6 protein-coding genes are annotated in these 4,663 nt (G+C 69.1%); 2 read left to right on the top strand and 4 right to left on the bottom strand.

What is annotated here, in order from left to right; genetic code table 11:
- The first annotated feature begins 348 nt into the window (after positions 1 to 348).
- Positions 349 to 549, top strand: a complete 201-nt coding sequence (locus G5C60_RS49525; protein ID WP_165270695.1) for a hypothetical protein — start codon at positions 349 to 351, stop codon at positions 547 to 549.
- Positions 550 to 573: 24 nt separating this feature from the next.
- Here the strand turns inward: G5C60_RS49525 and G5C60_RS49520 are convergent, their stop codons facing one another.
- Positions 574 to 2,217: a DNA repair helicase XPB gene (locus G5C60_RS49520; protein WP_165270693.1), complete on the bottom strand. Its 1,644-nt coding sequence runs from the start codon at positions 2,215 to 2,217 to the stop codon at positions 574 to 576.
- Between the two features lie 231 nt (positions 2,218 to 2,448).
- Between G5C60_RS49520 and istB the strand changes: the two genes are divergently transcribed.
- Positions 2,449 to 3,795: an IS21-like element helper ATPase IstB gene (istB, locus tag G5C60_RS49515; RefSeq protein WP_338146149.1), complete on the top strand. Its 1,347-nt coding sequence runs from the start codon at positions 2,449 to 2,451 to the stop codon at positions 3,793 to 3,795.
- Here the strand turns inward: istB and G5C60_RS49510 are convergent.
- The 3 genes from G5C60_RS49510 to G5C60_RS49505 form a co-directional block, all read right to left on the bottom strand.
- The gene (locus G5C60_RS49510) at positions 3,773 to 3,964 is read right to left on the bottom strand and encodes a hypothetical protein (protein WP_165270691.1); all 192 of its coding nucleotides are present in this window, start codon (positions 3,962 to 3,964) and stop codon (positions 3,773 to 3,775) included. The two genes, istB and G5C60_RS49510, sit on opposite strands and share 23 nt — an antisense overlap.
- 107 nt (positions 3,965 to 4,071) lie before the next feature.
- The gene (locus G5C60_RS53470; protein WP_277611501.1) at positions 4,072 to 4,194 is read right to left on the bottom strand and encodes a hypothetical protein; all 123 of its coding nucleotides are present in this window, start codon (positions 4,192 to 4,194) and stop codon (positions 4,072 to 4,074) included.
- A 217-nt stretch (positions 4,195 to 4,411) separates the two neighbouring features.
- The coding region (locus G5C60_RS49505; RefSeq protein ID WP_165270689.1) for a WYL domain-containing protein at positions 4,412 to 4,663 on the bottom strand (252 nt) is incomplete at its 5' end.

Genomic DNA, 4,663 nt, shown 5'->3' with positions numbered 1-4,663 from the left:
GGGTGGACACGGGGTTGCCTCCGGGGCCTTTGATCCTGGGGGATCCTGCTGCGTGGTGTGCCTCATCGCCGTACGCGGTGTACGTGGTCGTACGCGTCGTACGGCGGGGCTGGGGCCGACCGGTTTCCGTCCCGTCGGCAGCACTCCACGAGGGGAGGCGGGCAAGAGCGGAGATTCTAGGCGAGGGGTGGATGAGTGAGCCAACGGTTTTTCGTTGCCCTTGGTTGCCCCTGGTTCCCCCTAGTGGGTCTCTAGGGGGAGGGCTCAGCCCTGAGGCGTACGCGGGGGTCGCGGAGGTTCGGCCCGGAGGCCGATGTCACCCGAATGGCCGAATCGCATCATGGAGACATGAGCGCAGCAACCTTCACCCCAGCCTCCGGCCCCGCCCGGCACGGCGCGCCGCCCGGCGCGACCGCCCTCGACGACCGTCACCACCGCCACCTCGTCGGCGACGCCCTGCGCGCCGTCAAGGTCTTCGCCTCCGCCGCGTTCGACGTGATCCTGCTGGGCGAGTACGGCGAGGAAGCGGGCGTACGCCGCCACCGCTGAGCCCTCGGGCTCCTGAACCCGTGCTCAGCTCCCCGCAAGAAGCTCGTCCGCGTCCACGATCCGGTACGCATACCCCTGTTCCGCCAGGAAGCGCTGGCGGTGGGCCGCGAAGTCCTGGTCAAGGGTGTCGCGGGCGACAACCGAGTAGAAGTGCGCCTGGTGACCGTCCGCCTTCGGACGCAGCACGCGGCCGAGGCGCTGAGCCTCCTCCTGGCGGGAGCCGAAGGTTCCCGAGACCTGGATCGCGACCGTCGCCTCCGGCAGGTCGATCGAGAAGTTCGCGACCTTCGACACGACGAGCACGCTGATCTCACCCTGCCGGAACGCCTCGAAGAGCTTCTCCCGCTGCGCATTGCTCGTCTCGCCCTTGATGACCGGCGCGTCCAGATGCTCGCCCAACTCGTCGAGCTGGTCGATGTACTGGCCGATCACGAGCGTCTGCTGCCCGGCGAAGCGGCGCACCAGCGCCTCCGTGACCTTCCGCTTCGTCTCGGTCGTCGCGCAGAAGCGGTACTTCTCCTCGGTCTCGGCCGTCGCGTACGCCAGCCGCTCCGCGTCCGTCAGATTCACCCGGACCTCGACGCAGTCCGCGGGCGCGATGTACCCCTGCGCCTCGATCTCCTTCCAGGGCGCGTCGAACCGCTTGGGCCCGATGAGCGAGAAGACGTCCGACTCACGGCCGTCCTCCCGTACGAGCGTCGCCGTCAGACCCAGGCGCCGACGCGCCTGCAGATCCGCGGTGAACTTGAAGACGGGAGCCGGCAGCAGATGCACCTCGTCGTAGATGATCAGCCCCCAGTCACGGGAGTCGAACAGCTCCAGGTGCGGATAGACGCCCTTTCGCCTCGTCGTCAGCACCTGGTACGTGGCGATGGTGACCGGCCGGATCTCCTTCCGCGTACCGCTGTACTCCCCGATCTCCTCCTCGGTCAGCGACGTACGCCGCACCAGCTCGTGCTTCCACTGACGGGCGGAGACGGTGTTGGTGACGAGGATGAGGGTGGTCGCCTTCGCCTGGGCCATGGACCCGGCCCCGACGAGGGTCTTCCCCGCACCACAGGGGAGGACGACAACCCCTGACCCGCCGTGCCAGAAGTTCTGCACCGCCTGCTTCTGGTACGGCCGCAGCGCCCAGCCGTCCTCGGCCAGCTCGATGGAGTGGGCCTCCCCGTCGACGTACCCGGCGAGGTCCTCGGCCGGCCAGCCGAGCTTCAGCAGCGTCTGCTTGATCTGCCCGCGCTCGGAAGGGTGCACGGCGACGGTGTCCTGGTCGATCCGGGCGCCCACGAGCGGCATGATCCGCTTCGAGCGCAGGATCTCCTCCAGTACGGGCCGGTCGGTGGTCGTGAGCACCAGCCCGTGGGCCGGGTGCTTGGACAGGGTCAGCCGCCCGTACCGGTCCATCGTGTCCGCGATGTCGACGAGCAGCGCGTGCGGCACCGGGTACCGGCTGAACTCCACCAGCGCGTCCACGACCTGCTCGGCGTCGTGCCCGGCGGCCCGCGCGTTCCACAGCCCGAGCGGCGTCACCCGGTACGTGTGGATGTGCTCGGGCGCCCGCTCCAGCTCCGCGAACGGCGCGATCACCCGGCGACAGTCGTCGGCCTGCTCGTGATCGACCTCGAGCAGGAGGGTCTTGTCGCTCTGGACGATGAGTGGACCATTCACGCGTGGCACCCTTTCCGGTCGGCCAAACGTCCAGTGTGCCTGATCGTCGGCGCCTGCGGTCGTGGACCGGGTGGGCGTCCGCGCCCTGGCCGCCTCCCGTACGTGTCCCGCACACGTCCCGTACGCGCCCTGCCCGTGTCCCGTCCGCGTCCCGTCCTATTGAATGTCTATTCATTCCAATGAGTGGCGGGAATTCTGATATGCGGCTTCGCTTCCGAAGAATGGCGGACCGTGCAGACAACTCACGGTCAGCCGCTCACGCCCGACGCTTCCCCGCCGAGCACGACGCTCGGGTACGCCCTGTTCGCCACCCGGTGGCTCCAGGCGCCCTTGTACTTCGGCCTGGTGGCCGCACAGGGGGTGTACGTCTACAAGTTCTTCTACGAACTGTGGAATTTAATTCTCCGGTGCGTGACCGGGCAGGCGACCGAGACGTACGTCATGCTCGCCGTTCTCAAGCTCGTCGACGTCGTGATGATCGCCAACCTGCTGATCATGGTGATCGTCGGCGGTTACGAGACCTTCGTCTCACGCATCGGCCTCCAGGGGCACCGCGATCAGCCCGAGTGGCTCTCGCACGTCAACTCCAACGTCCTGAAGGTGAAGCTCGCCACCGCCATCGTGGGCATCTCCTCGGTCCATCTTCTCCAGATGTTCGTGGACGTGCACCACACCTCCCGTCACTCGCTGATGTGGGGGACGGTGATCCACATGGCGTTCATCGTCTCGGCGGCGATCCTCTGGTACATGTCCGGGGCGGGATCGGCGCACGCAGGCCACGATGACCTCAAGGGTCACAACACGCACAACACGCACAACAGCCACGAGGCGCACAGCGGGCAGGAGGCGGCTCGGTCGGCTCCCCAGGAACCTGAGCCGAAGACCTTCCCGGACTCGGTGCCGGCTCCCTCGCCGGTCACGATTCCGGCCCAGCTGGCGGACCGTTCGGCGACCCCCACCCCCACCGCCACCGAACACTCCGTGCCGTACGAACTCCGTGGGGTGGAGACCCGTATCCAGGCCGCTGGATTCCCCTCCCGGAAGCTGCTGGAGGAGTTCGACGAGGGCCACCCGCGGTCCTTCGACCGGGAGGCCGTCGCCCGCCTCGGCAAGCTGGACTTCGTCGCCGCCCGCCGGAACGTGGTGTTCGTCGGAGCGCCCGGCACCGGCAAGACGCATCTCGCCATCGGACTCGGCGTGCGCGCCTGCCAGGCGGGGCACGGGGTGCTGTTCGCGACCGCCGCGGAGTGGGCGCACCGGCTGACCGAGGCACGGGACGGCGGCCGGCTCGACAGGGAACTGGCCTCGCTCGACGCGTACCCGCTGCTGATCATCGACGAGGTCGGTTACGCACCCTTCGACGCGGCCACGGCCCACCTCGTCTTCCGGCTCGTCGCCCACCGCTACGAGCGGGCCTCGCTGATCGTGACCAGCGACCGCCCCCTCGACCGCTGGGAGGAGGTCTTCGGCGGCGCCGCCCCCGCCATGGCCGACCGTCTCGCGCACCACGCGGAGATCATCCGGCTCGACGGGGACAGCTACCGGATGCGGCGCGCTACTGCGGCGTGGCCAGATTGACGTTGTGGAACAGCGGCCCCTCGACGTTGCCGACCTCCGTGACGAGGGGTTCGGTGGCGGCGACCGGGAGGGGCAGCGGCAGCGCGGGCGCCGCCTGGGCCTGAGAGGCGAGCGCGCCGATGAGGGCGGCCGCGGTGAGCAGGGTGGTGGCGACAACACGAGAACGCATGAGGACTTTCGCGCCTTTCGAAATCGGGTGGGACCTCAGAGGGGGCCTCAGGTGGGGACGGGCCGGATTCGAGCGTCGAGTCCGGCCCGAGGGGTGTGCGGGGCGGGTCAGATGACGATGCCCGCGCCCCCGGCGAAGTCAATACCGATCGCCGCGGCCTGGGAGGCGAGGGCACCGAGCAGCGCGGCGGTTCCGATCAGGACGGTGGCGACACGACGAGTAGTGCGCATGGGACAACTGCCTTTCTGTTGCGCTTGCTTGGGCCGGAACAGGGCACCTGGTCCAGCCCGAGCGGGACGTCGAGTGGCTGCCCGGCGGCTCGCGCCGCGATGCGAGATGTCCCTGGATGTCCCTCAAGGGTGGGAAGTCCCCGGCGTGGCGTGCATGATCCGTCGCGTACACCCGTGCGAGTGACGACGCACAGGTGACGGGCATCGTGATGCGGCGCTACACGGAGCCGTCCGCCAGTTCCGCGACCCCCGTGATGCGGTGCAGCGGGTACGTGCGGACCTCGTCCGCCGTGTGGTCGTAGGCCGTCACGAAGCCGCCCTCGACGCGGATCGGGGCGATGACGCGCTGGCTGGCGGAGCCCTCGGCGTTGACGTAGCCGATCCACAGGGTCTCGCCGGTGAGGACGGCGGCCTGCATGGTGGCGAGGGTCTCGGCGGAGGTGGTGCGGGGGAGGGAGCCGTTCGGGGC

It is taken from the genome of Streptomyces scabichelini (assembly GCF_011045015.1).
In the GTDB taxonomy this organism is placed as follows: domain Bacteria; phylum Actinomycetota; class Actinomycetes; order Streptomycetales; family Streptomycetaceae; genus Streptomyces; species Streptomyces scabichelini.
The sequence above is the reverse complement of the archived record's forward strand: the minus strand, read 5'-3'. Positions and strand labels throughout refer to the sequence as shown.